General features: G+C 73.3%; 19 protein-coding genes. 12 read left to right on the top strand and 7 right to left on the bottom strand.

Going from position 1 to position 23,342, the window contains the following annotated elements; all coding sequences use genetic code 11:
• Positions 1-13 precede the first annotated feature (13 nt).
• On the bottom strand, positions 14-1,153 hold the full coding sequence (locus tag NUT86_RS38310) for an agmatine deiminase family protein (protein WP_274739993.1): 1,140 nt from the start codon (positions 1,151-1,153) through the stop codon (positions 14-16).
• Between the two features lie 92 nt (positions 1,154-1,245).
• Between NUT86_RS38310 and NUT86_RS38305 the strand changes: the two genes are divergently transcribed.
• The 7 genes from NUT86_RS38305 (at position 1,246) to NUT86_RS38275 (ending at position 14,974) form a co-directional block, all read left to right on the top strand.
• Positions 1,246-1,821 (top strand): TetR/AcrR family transcriptional regulator, encoded by a 576-nt coding sequence (locus NUT86_RS38305; protein WP_159483918.1) that lies wholly within the window; start codon positions 1,246-1,248, stop codon positions 1,819-1,821.
• A 379-nt stretch (positions 1,822-2,200) separates the two neighbouring features.
• The gene (locus tag NUT86_RS38300) at positions 2,201-3,508 is read left to right on the top strand and encodes an MFS transporter (RefSeq protein WP_093635459.1); all 1,308 of its coding nucleotides are present in this window, start codon (positions 2,201-2,203) and stop codon (positions 3,506-3,508) included.
• A 130-nt stretch (positions 3,509-3,638) separates the two neighbouring features.
• Positions 3,639-4,925, top strand: coding sequence for a non-ribosomal peptide synthetase (locus tag NUT86_RS38295; RefSeq protein WP_274739990.1), 1,287 nt, complete (start codon positions 3,639-3,641; stop codon positions 4,923-4,925).
• Positions 4,926-5,073: 148 nt separating this feature from the next.
• Positions 5,074-8,268 carry a non-ribosomal peptide synthetase gene (locus NUT86_RS38290; RefSeq protein ID WP_274739989.1) on the top strand — a complete coding sequence of 1,065 codons (3,195 nt, stop codon included), beginning with the start codon at positions 5,074-5,076 and terminating at the stop codon, positions 8,266-8,268.
• Positions 8,265-10,208: a non-ribosomal peptide synthetase gene (locus tag NUT86_RS38285; RefSeq protein WP_274739987.1), complete on the top strand. Its 1,944-nt coding sequence runs from the start codon at positions 8,265-8,267 to the stop codon at positions 10,206-10,208. Before NUT86_RS38290 ends, NUT86_RS38285 begins: the two co-directional genes overlap by 4 nt.
• A 1-nt stretch (position 10,209) precedes the next feature.
• On the top strand, positions 10,210-12,132 hold the full coding sequence (locus tag NUT86_RS38280; protein ID WP_274739985.1) for a non-ribosomal peptide synthetase: 1,923 nt from the start codon (positions 10,210-10,212) through the stop codon (positions 12,130-12,132).
• The gene (locus NUT86_RS38275) at positions 12,122-14,974 is read left to right on the top strand and encodes a condensation domain-containing protein (RefSeq protein ID WP_274739983.1); all 2,853 of its coding nucleotides are present in this window, start codon (positions 12,122-12,124) and stop codon (positions 14,972-14,974) included. The genes NUT86_RS38280 and NUT86_RS38275 overlap by 11 nt, the downstream gene beginning before the upstream one ends.
• A gap of 80 nt (positions 14,975-15,054) precedes the next feature.
• On the opposite strand, the gene NUT86_RS38270 is transcribed toward NUT86_RS38275, so the two are convergent.
• Positions 15,055-15,627, bottom strand: a complete 573-nt coding sequence (locus NUT86_RS38270) for a hypothetical protein (protein ID WP_159483930.1) — start codon at positions 15,625-15,627, stop codon at positions 15,055-15,057.
• 316 nt (positions 15,628-15,943) lie between these two features.
• Between NUT86_RS38270 and NUT86_RS38265 the strand changes: the two genes are divergently transcribed.
• A complete protein-coding gene (locus NUT86_RS38265) occupies positions 15,944-16,453 on the top strand; it encodes a mycothiol transferase (RefSeq protein WP_018091970.1) in 510 nt (169 codons plus the stop codon).
• Between the two features lie 36 nt (positions 16,454-16,489).
• Here NUT86_RS38265 and NUT86_RS38260 read toward each other — a convergent pair whose 3' ends face one another.
• Positions 16,490-16,993: a metallophosphoesterase family protein gene (locus tag NUT86_RS38260; RefSeq protein WP_109895267.1), complete on the bottom strand. Its 504-nt coding sequence runs from the start codon at positions 16,991-16,993 to the stop codon at positions 16,490-16,492.
• 44 nt (positions 16,994-17,037) lie between these two features.
• A complete protein-coding gene (locus NUT86_RS38255) occupies positions 17,038-17,904 on the bottom strand; it encodes an SDR family oxidoreductase (protein ID WP_274739981.1) in 867 nt (288 codons plus the stop codon).
• A 199-nt stretch (positions 17,905-18,103) separates the two neighbouring features.
• Here NUT86_RS38255 and NUT86_RS38250 point away from each other — a divergent pair, with 199 nt between their 5' ends.
• Both NUT86_RS38250 and NUT86_RS38245 read left to right on the top strand, forming a co-directional pair.
• Positions 18,104-18,607 carry a hypothetical protein gene (locus tag NUT86_RS38250; protein WP_274739979.1) on the top strand — a complete coding sequence of 168 codons (504 nt, stop codon included), beginning with the start codon at positions 18,104-18,106 and terminating at the stop codon, positions 18,605-18,607.
• A gap of 91 nt (positions 18,608-18,698) precedes the next feature.
• Positions 18,699-19,091, top strand: a complete 393-nt coding sequence (locus NUT86_RS38245; protein WP_018091974.1) for a thiol-disulfide oxidoreductase DCC family protein — start codon at positions 18,699-18,701, stop codon at positions 19,089-19,091.
• Positions 19,092-19,194: 103 nt separating this feature from the next.
• Here the strand turns inward: NUT86_RS38245 and NUT86_RS38240 are convergent, their stop codons facing one another.
• Both NUT86_RS38240 and NUT86_RS38235 read right to left on the bottom strand, forming a co-directional pair.
• Positions 19,195-19,926 (bottom strand): L,D-transpeptidase family protein, encoded by a 732-nt coding sequence (locus NUT86_RS38240; RefSeq protein WP_018091975.1) that lies wholly within the window; start codon positions 19,924-19,926, stop codon positions 19,195-19,197.
• A 119-nt stretch (positions 19,927-20,045) separates the two neighbouring features.
• On the bottom strand, positions 20,046-20,474 hold the full coding sequence (locus tag NUT86_RS38235) for a hypothetical protein (protein ID WP_148589054.1): 429 nt from the start codon (positions 20,472-20,474) through the stop codon (positions 20,046-20,048).
• A gap of 299 nt (positions 20,475-20,773) precedes the next feature.
• Between NUT86_RS38235 and NUT86_RS38230 the strand changes: the two genes are divergently transcribed.
• Positions 20,774-21,262 (top strand): EF-hand domain-containing protein, encoded by a 489-nt coding sequence (locus NUT86_RS38230; protein WP_018091977.1) that lies wholly within the window; start codon positions 20,774-20,776, stop codon positions 21,260-21,262.
• A gap of 16 nt (positions 21,263-21,278) precedes the next feature.
• Here the strand turns inward: NUT86_RS38230 and NUT86_RS38225 are convergent, their stop codons facing one another.
• Positions 21,279-22,895: an FAD-dependent monooxygenase gene (locus tag NUT86_RS38225; protein ID WP_274739976.1), complete on the bottom strand. Its 1,617-nt coding sequence runs from the start codon at positions 22,893-22,895 to the stop codon at positions 21,279-21,281.
• 156 nt (positions 22,896-23,051) lie between these two features.
• On the opposite strand from NUT86_RS38225, the gene NUT86_RS38220 reads away from it, so the two are divergent.
• Entirely contained in the window at positions 23,052-23,327 is a 276-nt protein-coding gene (locus NUT86_RS38220; protein ID WP_274739975.1) for a GNAT family N-acetyltransferase, read from the top strand.
• Positions 23,328-23,342: the final 15 nt, after the last annotated feature.

Genomic DNA, 23,342 nt, shown 5'->3' with positions numbered 1-23,342 from the left:
GGTCCGGTGAGCGTCAACCGGCCTTGGGGAGTTGCTGGGTGGAGCAGTGGATACCGCCCCCGCCCTCGCCGATGTTGTCGACGGGCAGTTGGACGACCTCCCGCCCCGGGTACTGCTCCCGCAGGACGGCGGCCGCCTTGCTGTCGGCCTTCCGGTCGCCGAAGCGGGGCATGATGACCGCGCCGTTGGCGACGTAGTAGTTGGCGTAGCAGGCCAGGAAGTCCTTCCCGCGTCGCCCGATGTCGGCCGGCTCGGGCAGCTCGACGACCTCCAGCCGCTTCCCCCGGGCATCGACGGCCCCCTCCAGCACCTCGCGGGCCTGTTCGTAGGCGCCGGTGAAGTCATTGCGGGGGGCGTGCTTCGCGGGGGTGCTGAGGACCACGACGCCGGGTGCGGAGAACCGTGCCAGCGCGTCGATGTGATAGTCCGTGATGTCCTTGCCCTTGACGCCCTTCACCCAGATCACCGTCGTGGCGCCGAACAGGTCCTTGAGCTCCCGTTCGAGGTCCTCGCGGGACCTGCCGGGGTTGCGGTTGTCGTTGACCAGGGAGCTCTCGGCCACCATCAGGGTGCCCTGGCCGTCGCCCTCCACCGCCCCGCCCTCGCTGACGAGCGGGGCCTTGATCCTGGGGAGCCGCTCGTCGGCCAGGGTCGCGCGGGCGACCCGGCGGTCGTGGCCGTGCTCCTGTTTGCCGCCCCAGCCGTTGAAGTTGAGGTCGACGCCGGCGACCCCGTCGGGGCCGAGCACGAAGACCGGCCCGGTGTCGCGCATCCACAGGTCGTCCACCGGGGTCGGGACGACCTCCACCCCGGACCCGCAGGCCCGCTGCGCCGCCTTCGCCTCCCGGTCCCCGGCCAGCAGCCGCACCGGCTCGAACTCGGCGATGGTCCGGGCGAGTCGGGCGATGTCGGCACGCACTCCGGCGGTGTCCGGCCCCCAGATCCTCCGGCCGGGCCAGGACATGTAGGTCGCCTCGTGCGGATGTGCCTCGTCGGGCAGCCGCCTTCCGCCGGCCGACCGCGCCGCCGCGGGGGCGGCGCCGGCCTCGCGCGGCGCCGACCCGCCGCTGTCCGGTGTGCCACAGCCGCTCAAGGCTCCCCCGAGGGCGGCGACGGCCGCCGCCTGCAGTGTCTGACGTCGGGATATTTCCACGATCAGCTCCTGACTGAAAATTTGGTCAGGACGATGCTAGGGCATGATCGGACCCGAGACACCTTGATTTCTTCGGACAGCGGGAGCATGCGATGCCGGACAGGCCCACCCAGATCCTCGAAGCCGCCGCCCGGCTGATCGCCCGGCGCGGCGTCCGCGGGCTGCGTGTCGAGGAAGTTTCCGCGGAGGCCGCCGTCTCGACCGCGCTGATCTACTACCACTTCAAGGACCGCGCCGGACTGCTGCGCCGCACACTGGAGTTCATCAGCCGGCGCGCGGTCCGCTACACCGACGCCGCACTGGATGCCTCCGACGATCCCCGTGTCCAGCTCACCGAGATGCTGCTGCTGGAGCTCCAGGACACTCCCCAGGTCAAGGAGAACAGCGCGGCCTGGGGCGAGTTGCGCGCCACCGCCGTCTTCGACCCGGACCTGCGGGAGCTGCTGGCCGCCGCGACCCGTTCCTGGGTGGAGGATCTCGCCGGGCTGCTGCGCCGGGCCCAGGAGGCGGGTCCGGACGGGGCCGGGACCGACCCGTACGCGGCGGCCGAGCGGCTCACCGCGCTGGTCGAGGGCCTGAGTGAACGCTGGCTGAGCGGCACCACCTCGCTCCAGCGGGCCCACGAGCTGCTCCGCGGCGCCGTCGACACGGAACTCCGGGCGCGCTGACGGGTGTTGTGGCCGCGACCGCCCGGGGAGCGGCGGGCACCCGTGCTTGCACAGGTGAGTCGCCCCGCCGCCCCGGGACCGTGGCGTCGGAACGGATGCCATAGCGGATGAACAAAGCGCTTCGGTCAATAAGCGGACATCGACGACTGTTTTCGGTCGGAGTCCGTCACGTCACGCTCTGCGCATGATCGCCCGGTCTCCCCCTGTCGCCACCACGGCATTCCTCGTTCGCCAGGAACGCAGCAGGTGGCGGTCCTCCGGCAGTTGCCAGGATCTGACGGAAAATTTTTTGTCATGGTGGGTAAATGGTGAAGAAAGCCGACCGAAAGTGTGCATCGGGTTTTGACCATTGATCGGCCGCTCCGCGATGGTCCTTCGTATGCCCGCCATACCCCGACCCGCGGCCAGCGGCCCCCTGCGCCTGCGCGATTTCCGTCTTCTGCTCGCCGGTGCCGCGGCCGGACAGCTTGGCGCCCAGGTCACCCTGGTCGCCCTGCCCCTCGTCGCGGTACTGGAGCTCAACGCCCCCGCTTTCCAGGTGGGGTTGCTCACGGCCGCGGAGACCGCCGCGTTCCTGCTGGTCGGGCTGCCGGCCGGGGCCTGGGTCGACCGGATGCGCAAGCTGCCGCTGATGATCCGGGCCGATGTCGTACGGGCCCTGGCGATGGCGAGCATCCCCCTGGCCGCCGTCGCCGATGTGCTGACGATGGCGCAGCTGTATCTCGTCGCCCTCGTCACCGGTGTGGCGACGGTCTTCTTCGACGTGGCCCACCAGAGCTTCCTGCCCCAGCTGCTGCCCAAGGACCATCTGGTCTCGGGCAACGGGGCGCTGGAGACCATCCGTTCCTCGGCGCAGGTGGCCGGTCCCGGGCTCGGCGGCGGTCTCGTCCAGCTGCTCGGGGCCTCCCTGGCCATCGTCGCCGACGCGGCCGGCTATGTGCTCTCCGCGCTGTTCCTGTGGGGCATCAAACAGCCCGAGAGCCGCCCGTCGCGCGTCGCGGGTTCGTCCCTGCGCCAGGACATCGCCGAGGGGCTGCGGTTCGTGTGCGGGCACCGCCTGCTGCGCGTGATCGCGGTGACGACCGGGCTGGCGAACTTCTTCACCGCCACGCTGATGGCCACTCAGTCCGTCTTCCTGGTACGGGTGCTCGGACTGGCGCCGGGAGTGGTCGGCCTCGTCCTGGCCGCCTCGGCGGTCGGCGGGCTCACCGGCGCACTGTGTGCGGGCCGGCTCGCCGCCCGGCTCGGCCAGGCCAGGATCATCTGGCTGTCCCTACTGGCCACCGGCCCGTTCGCGCTGCTGTGGCCGCTGTCCGGGCGCGGCGCGGGCGCCGCACTGTTCGCGGTCGGCTCCGGTGTGGTCTTCTTCGGTGCCGTCGTCTACAACGTCGCACAGGTGAGCTTCCGTCAGGCGCTGTGCCCGCCCCGGCTGCTCGGCCGGATGAACGCCACCCTGCGCTTCCTGATGTGGGGCACCCTGCCGCTCGGAGCCCTGGCCGGCGGTGCGCTGGCCGACGCGTTCGGCGCCCGCACGGCGCTGGCGTGGTGCGCGGCCGGAATCCTGGTCGTCCCGCTGCCGCTGCTGCTCTCCCCGCTGCGCCGGATGCGGGACCTGCCGGCCGCCGACGCGGCCGAGGACGCCCCGGCCGATTCCGCGGACCCGGCCGAGCCCGCGTCCGTCGGCTGACGGCTGACGGCTGACGGCTGACGGCTGACGGCCGTATCCGGCCCCGCCCGTCTCTCTCCCCCTCCCCCGCACGGCCTTCCCACCCGCATCCCCTCCGGCGATGCGCCGCAGTCACGACGAAGAGGATCACGTGCTCAGCATCACGAGCCAGTACCTGGCCCGCTACCGGCGGCTCGACGCCGGTGACGGCACCCCGGTCCTGCTGCCCGTCACGGGCGCCCAGCGTCGCTTTGCGCTGGTGCGTGCCATGGACCCCGCCGGGCGGCCGGATCTCGTGCCGATGTTCTTCGCCTTTCCGCGCGGCACGGTGGACCCCGTACGGCTCGCGGCGGCCGCGAACCGGCTCGCCGCCCGGCACCCCGTGCTGCGTGCCCGGCCCACCGTGCTGCGCGGTACACCCGTACTCCGCCTGGAGCGGCCGCAGGTCCCCGTGACCCGGGAGACCTGCGCGCCCGGCGAGGACGCGGCCGCCGTGCTGCGCCGTGCCCTGGGCCGGTGGGCGCCGGAGGGCTCACCGCTGCGGCTGTTCCTGGTGCCGGAGGGTGCGGAGGAGGTGCTCGCCGTCGTACTGGACCACAGCGCGTGCGACGGCCAGTCGCTGGCCCGGCTCGTCGCAGAACTCGGCGCCGGCTACGACGAAGGTCCGGGCGCCGACGGCCCCTCGCCCGCGGACGTCGCGGCCGAGCTGGCCGACTACCGGGAAGCCGTGCTGCGGCAGCTCGACGCGGAGGAGCGCGCGGGTGCACCGGACGCCATGGCGTACTGGGGCGAACGGCTGCGCACCGTACGCGAACAGGCCCCGGTGGCACGGCCGGAACCCCTCTCCCCCGGTGCGCCGCCGAGCGGCTCGGCCACCCTGCGGATGCCCGCGGCCCCCGACGGGGTGCCCTTCCCCGAGCTGCTCCACGCCTGCCGTGCGGCGGCAGCGGTGCTGTACGGAGCGGGCCATGTGGTGCCGCTCGGCTACCCGTGGGGCGGCCGGCCGGCCGGTACCGCTCCGGTGCTCGGCTGCTTCCTCAACACCGTGGTCTTCCCGACCGCCACGGGCGAGGCGCCCACCCCGTCCGCGACGGCAGCTGCCTGGTGGGACGACCTGGACCATGCCGCCACCCCCTTCGACGCCGTGGTGCACGCCGCCCGCGCGGCCGGCTCCGGCTGGAGCGGCCGGCTCGACGGCATGCTGACCGTCGACGACTCCCGCCGCCAGCCCCCGCTGTGCCTGGGCGGGGTGACCGGCCGGGAGATCCATGTCGACGGCAGAGCGGTCCGCGGCCCGTTCGCGGTCTCCGTCACCCAGGGCCCCGAGCTGCGGCTGCGCATGGTGTGGGACCGCACGGTCCTCCCCGACCGCACCGCCGAGAGCGCCTTCACCGCCCTCGCCGACACGGTGCGGACACCGGCACCGACAGCCGGCTGACCCACCCCGGGGGCCCGCCCCCGCACCTACCGACCCGACACCGCCAGACCTGCCGCGCGATCCGTGGCGCGGTCTGCGCACCCCACAGGCCGGGCCCGACCATGCCCCGGCCGGAGCACACCCGCCCCGACGACCTCAGGGATCGCCCATGCTTCCGCTCTCCTCCTCGCAGGAGATCGTCTGGCTGCACGAACAGGTGCAACCGGGCAGCCGCGCCTACAACTTCACCGCCGCCCTCGACCTGTGGGGCACGCTCGACACCGAGGCGCTGCGCCACGGGCTCGCCGCCACCCTCGACCGGCACGCCGGCCTGCGGCTGGAACTCGTCGCCGTCGCCGGGGCGATGCCCGGACAGCGGGTCGCCGAGGCCTGTGCACCGCGGCTGCGCACGGTGGACCTGAGCGGGGCGGCGGACCCGGAGGCCGCGTTCCAGGAGCTGCTGCGCACCGAGGCGGAGACCCCGCTCGACACCTACGAGGCACCGCTGCTGCGCTGGACGCTGGTCCGGCTCGGGGACGACCGGCACCGGCTCATCCATGTCGAACACCATCTGATCCACGACGGCCACTCGTTCGCGATCCTGCTGCGGGACGTATTCACCGTCTACCGGGGCCGCGTCCTGGGCGAGCCGGTGGAGCTGCCGCCCGCTCCCTCGTACGCCGACCATGTCCGTGCCCGGTCCGGGGACCAGGCGACCGCGGAGCGGCAGGAGGGCCTGGAGTTCTGGTCCGGGGCGCTGCGGGAGATGTCCTACGACATGCCGCTGCCCGGTCTGGCCAAGCCCGGCGCCCGGCGCCGGCACCACGGCGGCCAGTTGCGCCAGTCGATCGGTGCGGATCTGGCGGAACGCCTCCGGGCCCACGCCCGCACCCGTGGTCTGACGCCGTTCGCCACGCTCCTCGGGCTCTTCGCCGAGATGCTGCGCCGGCACAGCGGCCGCTCGGAGATGGTGATCGGCACCGCGGTGGGCAACCGTCCGCGCGGTTTCGAGGAAACCGTCGGCATGTTCGTCAACACCATCCCGCTCCCGCTCCGGCTGGACCCGGCCGCCCCGGCCGAGGAGTCCATGGACGAGGTGACGGACACCCTCATCCGCGCGCTGCCGCACCAGGAGGTGCCGATCCAGGAGCTGACCCGCGCGCTCGGTCTGCACACCTCGGGTGCCGACAACCCGCTGTTCGGCGTCATGTTCAGCGCGCACGACGCCGAACTGCCCGACATCGACGTCCCCGGTCTGGACATCACCCTGTTCGAGGGCTTCAACACCGGCACCACCCGCTTCGACCTGGACGTGGTGCTGCTGCCGGACGACCGCCGCGGCGTCGGCCCCCGGCACGGAGCAGCGGGGATGACGCTGGTCTGGGACTACGACGCCGATCTGTTCGGCGAGGACGTGGCGAAGCTGCTCGCCGGGCGGTTCCTGGACCTGCTGCGGGCGTATCTCGACGCGCCCGGCACCGCCCTCGCGGACCTGGCGCCGCCGCCGGCACCGCCGGCTCTCCCGGCCGCCGCTCCGCAGGCTCCGCGGCACGACCCGCTCGACCCCGCCACCGCCCACGACCGCTCGCTGCCCGCGCTGCTCGTCGGCGCCCGCCGGATCACCTACGGCGACCTGGCGGACCGGGTCGCCGCGCTCGCGCAGCGGATGCAGGCGGCCGGGGTGACCGCCGGTCAGCCGGTGGCCGCGGTGCTGCCCCGCGGTGCCGACTCGGTCGTGACGCTGCTGGCCTGTCTGCGGACCCGGGCGGTGTACTGCCCGCTCTCGCCGTCCGATCCGCCGGCCCGCTTGACGCTGCTGCTGGAGCGGCTGAACCCGGCGCTGGTGCTGACCTCGGCGGACGCCGCCGTCACCGTTCCCCACGGTCTGCCGTCGGCCACCGTCGACACCGCGGTCCTGCCGCCGGCGCGGGCCGCCGAGGCCGTGCCCGGCGCCGCGTACCTCATTCACACCTCCGGCTCGACGGGCATCCCCAAGCCCGTCGCCGTCGGCCGCGCGGCGCTGGAGAACCATCTGACCGGAGTCGCCGGGCGGTTCGGCCTGGGCGCGGGTGACCGGGTGCTGCTGTTCGCCCAGCCGTCGTTCGACGTGGCCCTCGAAGAGGTGCTGCCGTCGCTGTACGCCGGGGCGTGCCTCGTCGCCCCGGAGCGCGAGGTCCCGACCGGCACCGAGCTGGCCGAACTGCTGGCCGCCGCCCGGGTCACCGTGGCCAATCTGCCCACCAGCTACTTCCTGGCCACCCGTCAGGAGATGCGCCCCGCGCTCCGCGACGGTCACTGGGCGCCGCGGCTGCTGGTGCTCGGCGGTGAACGCCTCCCGGCGGATGCGCTGCGCGCGTTCCTGGCCGACACCGACAGCACCGTGCTCAATGTCTACGGCGTCACCGAAGCCGCGATCAGCTCCACCGTCCACGAGATCACCCGGGACGGCCTGACCGACGGGGCGGAGATTCCGCTGGGCACCGAGCTGCCCGGCGAACGGGTCCATGTCCTGGACGCCCACCACCGGCCGCTGCCGGACGGTGCGGTCGGTGAACTGGCCATCGCAGGCGCGGGGTTGGCCGAGGGCTATGCCGGCAACCCCGAGGTCACCGAAGCCCGGTTCCGCCGGATCGAGGCGCTCGGCGGTGAGCGGGTCTACCTCACCGGCGACCGCGGCTACCGTGGCCGCGACGGGCTGCTGTACTTCCTGGGGCGCCTGGACCACCAGGTCAAGCTGCGGGGTTACCGCATCGAACTCGAAGAGGTGGAGGCGGCCGCCTCGGCCGCGCTCGGCGGCCGGTCCTGCGCCGTCGTCCTGGACCGCGAAGCCCCGGGCGGGCCCCGGCTGGTCGGCTTCCTGGAGAGCGCGGACGACGACGGGCCGTGGGACGAGCAGGCGTTGCACACGGAGCTGAGCCGACGGCTGCCGAGCGCCCTCGTACCGGGACGCTGGGCCCGGCTCGATGTCATGCCGAGGCTGGCCGGCGGCAAACCGAACCGCACCGCGCTGACGCGCCGCGCCGCCGCGCTGGAGCCGGCCGCGCCCGCCGCCCCCGCCGCGGAGCCCGGTGACGGGCAGCCCGCGGAGCCGGCCGATCCGATGACGGCGCTGCTCGTCGAGGGCTGGCGCGAGGCTCTGGGCCACGGGCGTTTCGACCTGTCGTCGGACTTCTTCCGGTCCGGTGGCCACTCGCTGCTCGCCGCGCAGCTGGCCTCCTGGCTGGAGCCGCGGCTGGGACAACGGCCGCCCCTGCGCCTGCTGTTCCAGAACCCGGTGCTGACCGACCAGGCCGCCGCGCTCGCCGCCGTCGGCACCGCCACGCCCGTTCCCGCCGCCTCGACCACCGTGACGGAGTCCCGATGACCCAGCCGATGACCGCCCGGACGGCGGCCCCGACGACCGTCGCCGGCGCCGGACGGCACACCCCGCAGCCCGGCACGCTGAGCATCGCCCACGGCGCCCGTCCCGCCACCGACGGCGCGGCCGGAGTCCTCGCCCGCTTCGAGGAGTGGGTCCGCCGCTCCCCGGAAGCTCCCGCGGTGATCGACGGGGCCCACAGCTGGACGTACGGCCAGATCGGCAGCGCCGCGGACGAGGTCGCACAAGCGCTGCGCGCCCGGGTGCGGCCCGGGGACCTTGTCGGCGTCTGCCTCGACCGGTCGGCCGCCCTCGTGGTGACCGCCGTCGCGCTCGCCAGGATCGGCGCCGTCTATCTGCCGCTGGGCCCCCGCCCCGGTGAGCGCCGCACCGACGCCGTCACCGAGGACATCGACGTCGTCTGCCTGATCGGCGATCCCGGGCTCCTGCCGCCCCGGTACCGGACGGCCGACCGGATGGACCTGACGCTACCCGGCGAGGGGGCCAATGCCACCGCCACGGTCGTGGCGGCCTTCGCCGCGCCCGGTCCCGCCGCGCACTCCGCGCCCGCCGGGACGTTCTACGCCGTGCTGACCTCCGGATCCACCGGCCGCCCCAAGGCGGTGGCCGTCGGTGAGCCCGCGCTCGGCGGGCTGCTCGACTGGTACCGCGCCACGACCGGGCTCGGCCCCGGTGACCGGCAGTCGCTGCTGATCGGCGTCGCGTTCGACCCCCATCTGCTGGAGCTGTGGGGCGGGCTGACGTCCGGCGCGGCCCTGGTGCCCGCGCCGGACGAGGTCCGCTGGGACTCCGTGGTGCTCGCCGACTGGTGGCGTACGGCCGGGGTGTCGGTGTCGGTCGCGGCGACCCCGATGGTCGAGCCGCTGCTGGACCGGCCCTGGCCGCAGGATCTGAGGCTGCGTCATCTGATGACCGGCGGCGACCGGATGCGCCGCCACCCCGGCGCGGAGGTGACCGCCACCGTCCACAACGCCTACGGACCGGCCGAGGCCACCGTGATCGCCACCACCCACGCCATGCACGGCACGGACGGTGCGGCGGGCACGGACTCCGCGCCCCCGATCGGCCGCCCCGTACCGGGCGTGACCGTGATCGTCGCCGGCCAGGACGGCCGGCCCGTCGAGCGCGGTACGGAGGGCGAACTCCTCATCGGCGGAAGCGGGCTGGCGCTCGGCTATCTGGACCCCGAGCTGACCGCGCGCCGCTTCACCGCCGTGCCCGAGGGCCTCGAACTGCCGGGAGTGGAGCGGGTGTACCGCACCGGGGACCGGGTGCGGATGGCGGCCGACGGGCAGCTGGAGTTCCTCGGCCGCCTCGACGACCAGGTCAAGATCAGCGGGGTCCGGATCGAACCGGCCGAGGTGGAGGCCGCGTTCGAGCAGGCCCCGGCGGTCCTGAGCGCCGTCGTCACCGCACCGCGCTCCGCCGACGGCCGGGCCCGCCTGGTGGCGTACGTACGCGCGGCTGCCGATTCCGGGCTCACGGCGGAGGCGCTGCTGCCGGCCCTGCGGACCTGGCTGCCCGAGCAGGCCGTCCCCTCGGACGTACGGATCGTGGGCTCCTTCCCCCTGGACGCCAACGGCAAGGTCGACCGCGCCGAGCTGACCCGACGGGCGGCCGAGTCCGCCGCGCCCCGCCCCGGCGGCACCGCCCCGGACGACGGAGCGCCCGCCGGCGCCACCCCCGGTGAGCGGCTCGTCCTGAGCGCCGTCCGCGATCTGCTCGACCGGCCCGGGACCTCGCTGGCGGACAACTTCACCGAGGCCGGCGGCACTTCTGTCCTCGCCGCCCGGCTGCTGACCGTCATCGAGAAGGAGAGCGGGGTACGGCTGCGCGCCCCCGAGCTGCTCCGTCAGCCGGATCTGCGCGCCGTGGCCCTGCTCGTCGACCAGCGGTGTGCCTCCCGGCAGCCGGCGGGAGCCTGAGATGACCATCCCCCGAACCCCCGCGTTTCCGTCCTCCCCCGACGCCCGGAAGGAAGGCCCCGTGCCCACCGAAGGCACCCCGTCACCCGCGCCCGGCCCGTCCGGCGAGCGCACCGCGTCCGTCCCGGCGGCCGGACCGCCCGCGCCCGGACTGCCGGTCCTCGTGGCCCGGCACGCCGCACGGACCCCGCACGCCCTGGCCGTGGCGGACGGCGACACCACGCTCACCTACGCCCAGCTCGTCTCGTCGGCCCGCGCGCTCGCCGGGCAGCTGCGGACGCACGGCGTCGGCCCGGGTGACTCCGTGGCGCTGCTGATGCCCCGCTGCGCCCGGACGGTCGTCGCCCAGCTCGCGCTGTGGTGGGCGGGCGCCGTGTGTGTGCCGCTGGATCCGGCGCATCCGCGCGCCCGTTCCGAGGCCCTGGCCGCCGAGGCGGGCGCGACGCTGACCGTCGGCGACAGCAAGCTCCTCGAATCCGCGGCACTCACCGGTGCCACCCTTGCGCTGCCCGGGGAGCCGCTGGTGGACGGCGACCACCTCCCGGCGGCCGAACCGGGCCCGGACGCCACCGCGTTCATCATGTTCACCTCGGGCTCCACCGGCCGCCCCAAGGGCGTGGCCGTGCCGCACCACGCGATCGCCGAGCTGGTCACGGATCCGGCGTATCTCACCCTCACCTCCCGCGACCGGGTGCTCTTCCACTCCCCGATGACCTTCGACGCCTCGACGTTCGAGGTGTGGGGAGCCCTGGCCAACGGCGCCGCGGTGGTGGTGTGCACCGCCGAACGGCCGTCGTTCGAGGACCTGGCCCGGCATGTGGAACGCCACGGCGTCACCGTCGCCTTCTTCACCACCGCGCTCTTCCACCAGCTGGCCGGCCGCCGCTCCCGGATCTTCTCGCTGCTGCGCACGGTCATCGTGGGCGGCGAGGCGCTGTCCGCGCACCATGCCCGCGCGGTCCTGCGGGCCTTCCCCTGGCTGGAGTTGGTCAACGGCTACGGGCCGACGGAGGCGACGACCTTCACCACCGCCCACACCGTCACCGACGCCGACTGCGACGGCCAGGTGCCCATCGGCCGGCCGATCGCCGGTGCCACCGTGCATCTCCTCGACGACACCGGCCGGCCGGTCCCGGACGGTGAGCAGGGCGAACTGTGGATCGGCGGCAGCCGGCTGGCGCACGGATACACCGGGCAGCCGGAGCTCACCGCCGAACGCTTCGTCCACCACCCCGGCTTGGGGCGCCTCTACCGCAGCGGCGACCTCGTCTCCCGGCGCCCGGACGGACACCTCGACTTCCACGGGCGCACGGACGACCAGGTGAAGATTCGCGGCTTCCGGATCGAACCCGCCGAGATCGAACACGCCCTGCGGGAGCGGCCCGAGGTGGCGGACGCGGCGGTGACCGTGCACCGCCCCGCCCCCGACGACGCCCGCCTCGCCGCGTTCGTGGTGGCCGCGTCCGGGCCGGTCCCCCGCCCCGACGCCCTGCGCGACCGGCTCGCCGCCGTCCTGCCCGCCCATCTGGTGCCCGACGAGGTGCAGCTCGTCGACGCACTGCCGCTCACGCCCTCCGGCAAGGTCGACCGCCGCGCCCTGGCGGACCTCGTCACGGCGGACGGGCCCGGCACTCCGGCCGGTCCGCTCGGTCCGCTGGAGCAGGCGGTCGCCGAGATCTGGAGCCGGTCGCTGGGCCGTGAAGTCACCCGTGCGGATGCCGACTTCCTCGCACTGGGCGGCCATTCGCTGCTGGCGCTCGCCGTCACCGACGACCTTCGCGAGGACCTCGGCGTCGAGCTGACCCTCGCCGACTTCTTCGCCGCCCCCACGGTGGCGGGCCACGCCGCGCTGGTCGAGCGCGCCCTGCTCGCCACGCACAGCGATCTGCGCCCCGGCGCCCCGGAGGACACCGATGGCCACTGACACCCCCGCCGCGGCGGCGCTGCAGGAGGAACTGCTGCGCCGGGCGCGCTCCCGCGCCGCCCGCCCCGCTCCCGCCCCCGAGGCCGTCCACCACGGACCCGCGCCGCTCTCCCACGCCCAGCGCCGGATGTGGCTGATGGACCGGCTGGGCCACGACAGCGCCTCGTACAGCGTGCCGTTCGCCACCCGGCTGCGCGGTCCGCTCGACCTGGACGCGCTGGCCGCCGCGCTGACGTCACTGGTGGGACGCCACGAGATCCTGCGTACCCGGTACGGGCACCAGGACGGTGAGCCCTACCAGGAGGTGCTGCCCGCGCCCGAGGCGGTGGCGCTGCGCGTGGTGGAGACGGCCGCCGACGGCGCCGGCGCCCTGCTGGCCGAGGAGGCGCACCGCCCGTTCGACCTCGCCGCCGGTCCCGTACCGCGCGCGCTGGTCCTGCGGCACGGCCCGCAGGACCACACCGTGCTGCTGACGTTCCATCACATCGCGCTGGACGGTGCCTCGCTGGAGACCGTCGCCGGGGAACTGGCCGAGCTCTACGCGGCCGCCGCCCGGGGCGCCGCTGCCGAGCAGCCGGCTCCCCCGCAGTACGCGGACTTCGCACGGCGTGAGCAGGCCGCCGCCGACCGCCTCGAAGAGGGCCTGCGCCACTGGGAAGCCCGCCTCGAAGGCGTCACCCCGCTGCGGCTGCCCCGCCCCGCGAACCCGCCCGCCGACGGTGGCGCCCGGTCCGCCGGAACGCACACCACCCCGCTCGACCCGGGGGTGCCGGCGGCCCTGCGCGAGCTGGGCCGGCAGCACCGGGCCACCCTCTTCACCGTGGCCCTCGCCGCGGCCTTCGCCGCCCTGCACCGCTTCACCGGCCAGGACGACCTGGTGATCGGGGTCGCCGGCACCCATCGGCAGGGCGCGGAGATGCGCGGCCTGGTCGGTCTGTGCGTCAACACCCTCCCGGTCCGGGTGAACACGGCGGGCGATCCGTCCTTCACCGCGCTGGTGGAGCGCGTACGCGAGGCGCTGCTCGACGCCCAGCAGTGCCGCGAGGTGCCCTTCGATCTCATCCTGGAGCGGCTCGGCGCCGCCGCCCGCGACACGGACGGGACGCCGCTGATACGGGTGACCGCGGATGTCCTGGGCGCACCGACCACCCTGCGGCTGCCGGGCATGGTGGGCGAGTACGTCGAGGTCGGCCCCGGCGAGGCCAAGTTCGACCTCTCGTTCGGCCTGGTGGACACCGACGTCCCCGCCGCACTCGTCCAGTACGGCCGGACCGCGCTGGACGAGGAGGCGGCGGCCGGTCTCGGTGCGCACCACGCCGCGCTGCTCACCGCGGTCGCCGACGAACCGGGCCTGCGGCTGTCGCAGTTGCCCGGTGCGGTGCCGGCCCCGCGGGAGGAGACCGTCGGGCACCCGGCCGAGGCGCTGCTGCGGTCGCACCCCGGGGTGGCCGAGGCCGCGGTGCTCGAACCGGCCGGCGGCCCCCTGCTGGCCTATGCCGTACTGCGCGAGATCGGCGGCCCCACATCTGCCGAGCTCCGCTCCCTTCTGCGGGACGCACTGGCTCCGGAGCAGGTGCCCGCCGCGGTGACCCTGCTGGACGCGCTGCCGCGGACGGCCGACGGCGCGGCCGATCCGTCCCGGCTTCCCGGTGTGCCGTCCGCGCCCGCACCGGAAGGCGCGCGCGCCGAGGCCGTGACCGAAGGCTTCACCGCGCTGCTGGGCCGGCCGCCCCGGCCGGACGACGACTTCTTCCTCCTCGGCGGCCACTCGCTGATCGCCGTCCAGCTCGCCGAACGGCTGCGCCTGGCCCTGAAACTGCCGCTGACCGGTCTGGACATCCTCCAGGCCCGCACCCCGCGTGCGGTCACCGCGCTCCTGGACGCCCGCGCGGCGGAGCGGGCCGCCGCACCCTCGGTCACCACGGCCCGTCCGCGGCGCTCGCGCGAGGGAACGGTCCTGGTCACCGGCGGCACCGGCGGGGTCGGCGCCTTCGTCCTGCGTGAACTGGCCGCACAGGGGCGCCCGGTGCTGGCCCTGGCCCGCCCGGAATCCGCGCATCTGGTCGCCGGGGACGGGGTGGACGTCATCGAGGGCGACCTCACCGACCTGGACGGTCTGCGCAAGGCCGTCGACAGCGCCGATGCGGTCATCCACGCGGCCTGTACCTTCACCCGCGCCGAGGTCGATGTGACGGCGATGGCGGCGATGGTCGGCGCCTGGTCGCGCGGTCCGTTCGTCTTCGTCAGCAGCGTGGACGCCTACGGACACCCCGCCGGCGAGTGGGTGGCGGAGGAGTCCGCCCCGGGGCAGCCGCTGAGCCCGTACGGACAGGCGAAGCTCGACTGTGAGGCGCTGCTGCTGCAGGCCGCCGGTTCCCAGGGCCGGGGCGGGGCGAGCGCCGTCCGCTCCCCCCTCGTCTGGGGCCCGCACCAGCGGCTGCGGGACCAGTTGCGCTGGGGTGCGACCGGTGTGCTCTACCAGGCCGCGCGCGAGGGCCGGCCGATCGCCGTGCCCCGGCCGGGTGCCGGTGGCCATGCCTGGTACGGAGCGGCCTGGGTGCACGCCGCGGCGCTGGCCCGGTCCGTGGTGTCCTGCCTGGACTCCCCCGTGCACGGTGTCGCCAACGCCGTCAGCGGACATGTCACCTGGCACGACCTCGCCACCACACTGACCGAACTGCTCGGCAGCGACAGCGAGATCCTCGAAACGGACGACGTCCATCCGGACCTCGACCACCGCTGGCACTATCACTCCGACCGGCTGTCCCCGTCCCTGCGCCTGCAGCCGGGCGAGGACTGGCGCTCCGTCCTGGCCGCGATGGCCGGCCCGTCCGAGCGGTGAGCCGCCCGGTATGACGCCGACGCGCCCGGTGGCTCCCCGGCCACCGGGCGCCCTCCTGCCGTCGCCGCCCCGTACGCGGATCAGACCGTCAGGAACGCGGCCGCGGTAGCGGCACCGAGGGCGGCGCCGGCCACGGTCTGGGCGACGGTGTGGTACGCCAGCGCGACCCGCGACCAGCACACCGCGGCCGTCAGCGCACCGGCCGCCAGCCACCACGGAGAGTGCACCACCGCCAGGAGCGCGACGACGGCGGCGGCGACCGCGGAGTCCACCGAGATCTTCCAGACCGTGTTGACCGTCAGGAGGACGACCGTCATCGCCCACAGGGCGAGCATCGCGACCAGGATGCCGGTCGGCGCCCGCCCGAGGACCATGACGAGCGTGCCGGCACCGATGGACGCCAGGATGACGAGGAAGATCGGCGCCCGCTTCGTGCGGTCCACGACATGACGGTCGCCCCATGTCCCGCGCCGGCGCTCCCATTCGATGTAGCCGGCCGGGACGAGCCCGGCGCACAGCGCTCCGAGCAGGCCCCACAGGACGCCGGTCCAGTCCCCCGCGGCCGCCCATCCGATACCGAGCATTCCGGTGAGGAGGACATTGCGGGGCTGGAGTATGTCGGTGACGGCGCGGGCGGCCGTGGCACGGCTCATACGGGAACCTTCGTGTTCTGGTGAGATCCGGGAAAACGTACGCAAGACAACGCACCGCCCTTTCACCGGGGGTGACACCGGATCACGCGAACGGGCTCACTTTCCTGAGCCGGATCACCGTAACAAGGCCGAAATGCCGCCTTTCGGCCTGCCCCTCGCCGTTTCCCGCGCTCCGCTTGCGACCATGGGCGGGCTGCCGGGGCTGATGCCTTCCGGGGTGCCTGACGGCCGCGGGAGTGCGGCATATCGGTCCACCGGTACCGGTTGTCCGCGGAATTTCCGCGCGAAGCCCTCCGTCGCCGCAAAGGAGCCCGCAATGAACGCCAGCACGGATCTGCTCGTCGATGCCTTCGGACGTATCCGGGAGAGTGTCGAGGATGCGGTCACCGGGCTCGACCCCGATGAGCTCGGTACCCGCCCCGACGACGACGCCAACTCGATCGGCTGGCTGGTCTGGCATCTCACCCGGATCCAGGACGACCACCTCGCCGGTGTGGCCGGCACCGAGCAGATCTGGATCGCGGACGGCTGGTACGACCGCTTCGGGCTGCCCTTCTCCCCCGACGACACCGGCTACGGCCACTCCGGCAAGGAGGTGGCGGCGGTGCGGGACCTGACGGCGGAGCTGCTGATGGACTATCACGGCGCGGTGCACGACAACACCGTGCAGTACCTGGCCGGGGTCGACGACAAGGACATGAAGCGGGTCGTCGACCGTGCCTGGACACCTCCCGTCACCCTGGGCGTCCGGCTGATCAGCGTCATCGCCGACGATCTCCAGCACGCCGGGCAGGCGGCCTATGTGCGTGGCCTGCTCGGTCGTTGAGCACCCGGCCGGGCGGGGCGGCCGGCCGCCGCGCGCTCACCGTCTGCGGGGCAGGCGGTGCAGCTCCACCGCCGTGAGCCGGCCCGCCGTGATCCGCGCCGTCATATAGGTGCAGTACGGCTGCCGGCGGCGGTCGGTCGGCGAGCCCGGGTTGAGCAGCCGCAGCCGGTCGCCGGCCGTGGTGTCCCAGGGGATGTGGCTGTGTCCGAACACCAGCACATCGAGCTCGGGGAACCGTTCGGCGCACCGGCGCTCCCGCCCCTGTGCGGGGCCGGTCTCATGCACCACACCGAGCCGTACTCCCGCCAGTTCCGCGTACGCCACCTCGGGCAGCCGCGCCCGCAGCTCCGGGCCGTCGTTGTTGCCGTACACCCCGATCAGCCGCCGGGCACGGGCCGTCAGCAGGTCCAGAGTGGCGGTGTCCACCCAGTCCCCGGCATGCACGACGACATCGGCGCGCGGCACCTCGTCGAGCAGCTGGGGCGGCAGCGCCTTGGCGCGCTTGGGCAGATGGGTGTCGGACAGGAGCAGGAGTCGCACGGGGAACTCTCCTCGGGCCGTGCTCACGGACGCGGGCCGGACGGTCAGCGTTCCTGGGCGGTGGGCCGAACGGTGATCTCGTTGACCGCCACATGGGGCGGCTGGGTGACCATGAAGACGACGGAACGGGCGATGTCCTCGGCCCGCAGCCAGGATTCCGGCGGCAGCCCGTGCGCCGACGCCGCCTGGCTGCCGCCGCGTGTCATCTCCGTCGTGGTCATCCCCGGTTCGACCAGCCCGACCCGGACCTGACGCCCGGTCACCTCTTGGCGCAGCGCCTCGCTGAAGGAGCACACCGCGTGCTTGGTGGCCGAGTAGACACTGTTGTCCTTGCGGGGCACCCGGCCCGCGACCGAGCTGACGGTCACCAGGTCGGCCACGCCCCGCGGCCCCTCGTGCGCCGCGCGCAGCAGATGCGGCAGTGCGGCATGGGACATCCGCAGCACCGCCTTGAAGTTGAGGTCGACCATCCGGTCCCAGTCCGCGGGGTCGCTGTCCGCCACCGCGCCGCGTGCGCCGAAGCCCGCGTTGTTCACCAGGACGTCCAGCCGCCCGAAGTGGTCCACGGTCTGATCGACCGTCCGACGGACCTCGTCCGCGGCAGCGAGATCGGCGGTCAGGGCGAGGGACGCGCCTCCCTGCGCGCCGATCGCCTCCGCCAGCTCCTCCAGTCGCCCGGTCCGGCGGGCCACCAGCACGAGGGAGCAGCCCTCCCGGGCGAGTGCCAGGGCGGTGGCCGCACCGATTCCGCTGGAGGCGCCGGTCACCAGCGCCACACTGCCCGACAGCGGATTCCGGCCGTCGCCGGCGCCCACCTCGACCGCGCCCTGCCGTGCCGTCGCGGCCTGTCCGGTCTCTCCGGTGCCCCTCACCTCTCGCTCCTCCCGCTCGAATTCTTCAGCCGGCGACATCCGCAATCCCGGTCCGGAAACCCGTACCCCACCGAGCCTCCGTATTCCCTTTGCTCTCTGCTCTCCGTACTCACCATCTGCCCCATGGGGAACGCCGGATGGGCCGGGAATTGCGGAGCGGCATTTCCCTGGACGCGGTGCGCACGGCCCAACACCGGGTAATACCTCAGATAACCCCTTGCGCTCCCGGGAGCTGCTCATGAAGCACACGCATCCCCTGCCCGGCGACATCGGACTCACCCAGATATCCGGCATCACCGGCCGGTTGATCCGCCTCGGACAATGGATCAACGGAGACGGTTTCGCCGACTACCAACACGCCTTTCTCGTCCTGCCCGACGACCGGCTGCTGGAAGCCCAGCCGGGCGGGGCCCGCATCCAACCCCTCAGCGCGTACGACGGCAGCTCCGTGCTCTACGTCTGCCCGGAAGGGCTCACCGAGCAGCAGCGCACCGCCCTCTGCGCCGCGGCCACCGCCTATGTCGGAGTGCCCTACAGCTTCCTCGACTACCTGGCGATCGCCGCGCACCGCTTCCACCTGCCCCTCCCGGGGCTGCGCCGCTATGTCGCCAGCACCCGGCACATGATCTGCTCCCAACTCGTCGACCAGGTCTATCAGGACGCCGGTATCCATCTGTTCGCCGACGGCCGCTGGCCGGGCTATGTGACACCGATGGCCCTGTACAACCAGCTGGCCCACTGACCCCGCGCACGGACCCACCACGGCACCCGGAATTCCTCCCGATAGCGTGGCACCTATCATGGATTCCATCGGCGTGAGAGGTGGCGGGATCATGCGGCGGCAACCCGTACTTGTCTATGACGGCGACTGTGCCTTCTGCACGTCCTCGGTGCGGTTCGCGGAACGGCGGCTGCGTCCGCACTGTGCGGCCACACCCTGGCAGTTCACCGATCTCGAGAAGCTCGGCATCAGCAGGCGGCGTGCCGAGCACGAAGTGCTGTGGGTGACGCCGACCGGTTCGGTGCACGGTGGCGCGCAGGCGGTCGCCAAGCTGCTGCTGAGCGCGGACCGCGGGTGGCCGGTCGTGGGCGCGTTGCTCACGCTCCCGCCCGTGCGCTGGGTCGCCCATGGGGTGTACCGGCTGATCGCGCACAACCGTCATCGGATGCCGGGCGGGACAGCTGCCTGTGCGCTGCCGTCCTCCGCCGCCCGGAAGCAGCCGTAGCGGGATCCGGCCGACCGGCTCCGGTCCGGTATGCCGGTGACACGCGCCCGGTGGCCTTTACGCCATCGGGCGCTCGATCCCCCTCTCGCCCCCTTGTCCGTCCTCAGGTGCCGGACTTGCGGCCGTAGACGTAGACGTCATCACCGTTCTTGAGCAGGGACCAGTACTTCTTCGCGTCGTTGCTGCGCATATTGACGCAGCCGTGCGAGCCGGGGGCCGACCAGACGCTGCCGCTGATGGAGTGGAACGCCTGCCCGCCGTCGAAGAACTGGCTGTACGGCATGGGCACGTGATAGATGGTCGACACATGGTGCAGATTGCGCCAGTAGATCTTCTTGGCGCCGGTGCGGGTCTCGTAGCCGTCGCGGCCCGTACGGACCGGGACCGGCCCGAACACCAGCTTCCCGCCGTCCTGGACCCAGCTGAGCTGGCGGGTCAGGTCGACGCAGGCTATCCGCCCCTTGTTGGTGGGGCAGCGCCCCGCCTTGTTCGGGTGCTGCCCGGCCGCCTTCTGCTGTGCCACGACGCGCATCACGCCCCAGGTGACGGGCCCGGCGTAGCCGATGTTCGGGGTGATGCCGTGGCTGGTCTGGAAGGCGCGGATCGCCCGGCAGTCGGCGGCCGACTGCCGGCCGTCCACCCGCAGCCCGAGGAACTTCTCGGCCTGCTTCTGGTAGGGGCCGCGGGCCGCGGTGCACGAAGACGCGGAGGCGGCCTGGGCGGTGGAGCCGAAGGCCACCGTCAGCGGAACGGTCAGCGCCGTGAGGGCGAGCGCCGCGCTCGCCCGGCGACCGGCGGCGGACCGCGGGACACGCAGGTTCAGTCGTCTTTTCATGCCCCGTAGGACTGTTTGCCCGACCCGCCGGTTGCAGGCGTGACCGACCCGAAATATCTGATACGCGATACCGAGCCCCCGGCAGCCGGAACGGATCCGGACTGCCGGGGAGACGAGCCCTACAGAACCGAGACCTTCTCCTCGTGGCCGTAGCTGAACCCGTCATCGTCGAAGTAGAAGATGGTGACCTTCACCTTGTCGCCCTTGGCGAATCGTGAAGGGGCGGCCGGGCGCAGGGTCACCTTCGCCGTGTGGCTGCCGTAGTCACAGATGAGCTTGTCCCTCTTGATGGTGCCGGCGGCGGTCGACTCGCCGGGGCCGTTCTCGTTGGGCATGCTCGCGTTGGCGACCAGCTGGTGGTTGATTTCGGTGTCGCAGGAGTAGGTGACCTTCACCTGCAGGCCGGGCTCGTGCAGTGTGACCTTGTCGATGGCCAGGAAATTGGCCTTGGCGACCGCTGCCGGTGCGCCGACCAGCACGCCGACGCCGGCCAGGACCGCGACGGCCGTGGAACCGAGGACGCGACGGCGTAAACGGGATGACTTCATGTTGAGGTTTCCTTCCCCCCGCGCTGCCACCCAGGTCAGAGGCGTGGAGATATATCCGCCTGTGCGGGTGACTGCGACAGATGTTCAATTTGACGGCGATCATACGTGACCTTCCGCGCGGAACCGCAGGTTTATGGCCACGACGGGCGCGACGGGGCAAGACGGTGAACACACCCTCCTCGATGACCATCCGCTATCGCATCGCCACTTAATGTGCTCATGGTGACGGTCGCGGCGCCCGCGACCGGCCGCCTTCCCGGGCTCCACCAGGAGTCACACCCGCCCAGAAGGGATGACGCATGATCACCGATGCGCTGCGCGCGGAGTACGAGCACCGCTTCTCCACGTACGACACCGACGGCGACGGCTACCTGACCGCACAGGACTTCACCGACCGGGCACGGGTGCTGACGGACGCGGTGGGTGAACCGGCGGACTCCGCCAAGGCGCGGGCGCTGGGCGCGGGGATGCGCCACACCTTCGAGCAGCTCGCCGCTCTGGCGCAGATCGACGCCACGGGCCGGCTGAACCGGGAGCAGTTCGTCGAAGCCTTCACGCGCGCCGGCGAGTTGGGGTCCCTCGGCAGGGTCGTGGGACCGTCGATCGCCGCGACCGTCGCGCTCGCCGACGCCGACGGGGACGGTGTCGTCAGCCGGGAGGACTTCGCGGTGGTGCACCGCGCGGCCGGGTACTCGGCCGCGCAGGCGGAGGAGGCCTTCGCGGCGCTGGACCGGGACGGTGACGGGCGGCTGCTGGTCGAGGCCTGGCCGGGCGCCGCCCCCGAGTAGAACTTCCCCCCGGCCCTCACCCGCGGAAGGTCAACGCGAGGTGCGCCACCAGCCCCGGGCCGCTCACCGGGGCGTCGCGCAGCCCCAGGTAGCCGTCGGGGCGGATGAGGAATCCTTCGCCGCCGCGTGCGCCGTACATCTGCCGGAAGGCGTCGAGGCCGTCGTGGACGACGGGCAGCACCAGGCCGTCCGTCCGGAGGTGCGGGGCCGCGATCACCCAGACGCTCAGCTGCCCCTGCGCTCCGCGCCGTGCCGACGCCACCACCTCGTCGTACGGCGCCAGTTGGGCCTCGTCGTCCGCATAGAGCAGCAGGGTGTGCTCCTGGCCGCGCAGCAGGTCGAACAGCCGGAACGGGAAGGCGGTGAGGTCATGGCGGAGGCCGCCGCAGTCCGGTGCGCGGTCACCGGCGGCGGGGCCCTGGTCCGGCTGCCGGTCCGGCCCGACGATCGGGCTGCCGCGGTAGCCGACGAGCAGTTGGGCCTCGCGCTGCATCACCGTCGACGGGTCGTCGGGGTCCGCCTGGACGCCGCTGCCGGCGTGCCGGACGGTCCGTTGCACCACTTCCTCGCCCACGGGGTGGCGTTCCGCGTGGTAGCTGCGCAGCAGTCCCTCGCTCGCGGCCGACCGCACCGCCAGGGCCACCTTCCAGGCCAGGTTGTAGGCGTCCTGGATGCCGGTGTTCATGCCCTGGGCACCGGTGGGCGGATGGATATGGGCGGCGTCCCCCGCGACGAACACCCGGCCCGCTCCGTAGCGGTCCACCAAGCGGTGGCTGATGCGGAAGACCGAGGACCAGCGGAGCGCCGAGGCGCGGGTGGGCTGCGGTGAGAGCCGGTCGAGGACGGCCTGGATGTGCGGGAGGCCGGGGGTGGGGCCGGTCTCCAGGCCGTGCAACACCTCTTCCTCGGACGGCTGTTGGGGCAGGGAGAGTTCGGGCGGGACGAGCATGGACATCCGGTAGCGGTTGCGGCCGGGCAGCGGGATGCACACCAGCAGATCGTCGACGCGTCCGTCGCTCCGGTGCATGGCCCGGACCGCGTAGCCGGCCGGCAGCTCCCAGTCGACCTCGACGTCCCCCAGCATGTACTCCTCGGGGAAGGCGCCGCCCTCGAAGCGCAGCCCGAGAGTCTTGCGGACGATGCTGTGGGCGCCGTCGCAGCCGAGGAGGAACCCGGTGCGGATCCACTCCTGCGCGCCGGACGGCAGCACGAGGCAGGCCCGGACCTCGTCGGTGTCCTGCTCGAAGTCCACCAGCTCCGTGCCGCGTTCGACGGGGGTTTCCCATCGCGCGAGCAGTTCCGCAAGGATGCGTTCGGTGGCGTACTGCGGGAGGGCGGCGAAGCGGTAGGGCACCTCCGGCGGCAGGGTCAGCTCGATCCGCGCCTGCTCCGCGCCATTGACGTAGAGCAGTTGCCCCCGGAGCGGGGCCGCGGCCGCCAGGGCTTCCCGCGCCACTCCCATGCGGTCCCAGATCTCCAGCGTCCTGGGCTGGATGCCCACCGCCTTCGCGAACGGCTGCGGGGCGGGCAGCCTGTCGATGACGCGGCACCGCACACCGCGACGCCGCAGCTCGCAGGCCGCCGTCAACCCGACCGGACCCGCCCCGACGACCAGGACATCCACATCGGCCACGGCTGCCTCCCGGGCGGAATCACGCTCCTTCCCAATGCACCACAGCGCGGTGGGCCTGTCCATTTCGCGCGAGGAGGGGGGCGGAGGCCCCGGGGGAAGGCGGCCTCCCGTATCGCGGCCTGGCCTGGTGGCCCGTCGCCGGGAAGGATGCTGCCCATGCCGTATCTGGTGCCGCCCTGCTTACCTCCTGGCAGCTTTTCCGCTCTCGACCAGCCGACCGTGCCGGTCAAGGGCGGTCTACTGCTCCGCCCTTGGCGGCAGACGGACGCCGCCGCCCTCGCCGCGGCATTCACGGACCCCGGCATTCAACGCTGGCACGTGCGGCGCATCGACTCCGAGGAGGAAGCCCGCGGCTGGATCACGCGGTGCCAGGAGCGCTGGCAGGCCGAAACGGGTGCTCAGATCAGGGAGGACCGGCCCGCCGCGGTGTGAGCGGTGGCGTGGGCA

Source organism: Streptomyces sp. G7(2002), assembly GCF_028870195.1.
Classification (GTDB): Bacteria; Actinomycetota; Actinomycetes; order Streptomycetales; family Streptomycetaceae; genus Streptomyces; species Streptomyces nigrescens.
Note: the sequence above shows the minus strand (reverse complement) of the source record. Positions and strands in the feature narration are given on the sequence as shown.